Source organism: Acinetobacter sp. YH12135 (genome assembly GCF_013418565.1).
GTDB lineage: Bacteria > Pseudomonadota > Gammaproteobacteria > Pseudomonadales > Moraxellaceae > Acinetobacter > Acinetobacter towneri.
Window position 1 is genome coordinate 1 of record NZ_VPBU01000047.1, and the last position, 1,992, is coordinate 1,992.

Sequence of the window (1,992 nt, forward strand, 5' to 3'; positions counted from 1 at the left end):
AGCTGCTGGAGGTATCAGAAGTGCGAATGCTGACGTGAGTAACGACAAAACGGGTGAAAAACCCGTTCGCTGAAAGACCAAGGGTTCCAGTCCAACGTTAATCGGGGCTGGGTGAGTCGACCCCTAAGGCGAGGCCGAGAGGCGTAGTCGATGGGAAATTGGTTAATATTCCAATACTTCAGTGTAATGCGATGAGAGGACGGAGAAGGTTAAGTCAGCCTGGCGTTGGTTGTCCAGGTGAAAGGAAGTAGGCATGCATCTTAGGCAAATCCGGGGTGCTCTATGCTGAGATCTGATAGCAAGCTGTACTTGTACAGTGAAGTGGCTGATACCCTGCTTCCAGGAAAAGTCTCTAAGCTTCAGTTACACTGGAATCGTACCCGAAACCGACACAGGTGGTCAGGTCGAGTAGACCAAAGCGCTTGAGAGAACTCTGCTGAAGGAACTAGGCAAAATGGTACCGTAACTTCGGGAGAAGGTACGCTGTTGATGGTGATAGGACTCGCTCCTTGAGCTGTCGACAGCCTCAGAAACCAGGCCGCTGCAACTGTTTATTAAAAACATAGCACTCTGCAAACACGAAAGTGGACGTATAGGGTGTGATGCCTGCCCGGTGCTGGAAGGTTAATTGATGGGGTTAGCGTAAGCGAAGCTCTTGATCGAAGCCCCAGTAAACGGCGGCCGTAACTATAACGGTCCTAAGGTAGCGAAATTCCTTGTCGGGTAAGTTCCGACCTGCACGAATGGCATAATGATGGCGGCGCTGTCTCCAGCAGAGGCTCAGTGAAATCGAATTCGCCGTGAAGATGCGGTGTACCCGCGGCTAGACGGAAAGACCCCGTGAACCTTTACTGCAGCTTGACATTGAACTTTGACCTTACTTGTGTAGGATAGGTGGGAGGCTTTGAAACTTGGACGCTAGTCCGAGTGGAGCCGTCCTTGAAATACCACCCTGGTAATGTTGAGGTTCTAACTCTGTCCCGTTATCCGGGACGAGGACCATGTCTGGTGGGTAGTTTGACTGGGGCGGTCTCCTCCTAAAGAGTAACGGAGGAGTACGAAGGTGCGCTCAGCGTGGTCGGAAATCACGCGTAGAGTATAAAGGCAAAAGCGCGCTTAACTGCGAGACCCACAAGTCGAGCAGGTACGAAAGTAGGTCTTAGTGATCCGGTGGTTCTGTATGGAAGGGCCATCGCTCAACGGATAAAAGGTACTCTGGGGATAACAGGCTGATACCGCCCAAGAGTTCATATCGACGGCGGTGTTTGGCACCTCGATGTCGGCTCATCTCATCCTGGGGCTGAAGCAGGTCCCAAGGGTATGGCTGTTCGCCATTTAAAGAGGTACGCGAGCTGGGTTTAGAACGTCGTGAGACAGTTCGGTCCCTATCTACCGTGGGCGCTGGAAATTTGAGAGGATCTGCTCCTAGTACGAGAGGACCAGAGTGGACGAACCTCTGGTGTACCGGTTGTGACGCCAGTCGCATCGCCGGGTAGCTATGTTCGGAAGGGATAACCGCTGAAAGCATCTAAGCGGGAAGCCTACCTCAAGATAAGATTTCCCCGAGGCTTTATGCCTCCTAAAGAGCCGTTGAAGACTACGACGTTGATAGGTTGGATGTGGAAGCATAGCGATATGTGAAGCTGACCAATACTAATTGCTCGTGAGGCTTGACTATACAACACCCAAACAGTTGGGGTTGTATGCTCAATCGATTCAAATCCAATCAGTCAATTCAGACTGATCTTGATTTAGTTAACGCTAAACAATAAAATTCAGACCCAATACAGCCCAATCTGTTACAGATTCGGAAAACGCAGTGCATCACAGTCGTGAATAAGACCAATGCAAGTCTCCGTAAACAGTTGTGCTGGCGACCATAGCAAGAGTGAACCACCTGATCCCTTCCCGAACTCAGAAGTGAAACCTCTTCGCGCTGATGGTAGTGTGGGGTTACCCATGTGAGAGTAAGTCATCGCCAGCTCATTATTC

The 1,992-nt window shown here is 50.7% G+C and carries 2 rRNA genes; both read left to right on the forward strand.

Annotation, left to right across the window (positions count from 1 at the left end):
• Window positions 1-1,678 (forward strand): 23S ribosomal RNA (locus tag FTU70_RS14205); the annotation flags it as partial.
• 191 nt (window positions 1,679-1,869) lie between these two features.
• A 5S ribosomal RNA gene (gene rrf, locus FTU70_RS14210) occupies window positions 1,870-1,984 on the forward strand.
• The last annotated feature ends 8 nt before the right edge of the window (window positions 1,985-1,992 follow it).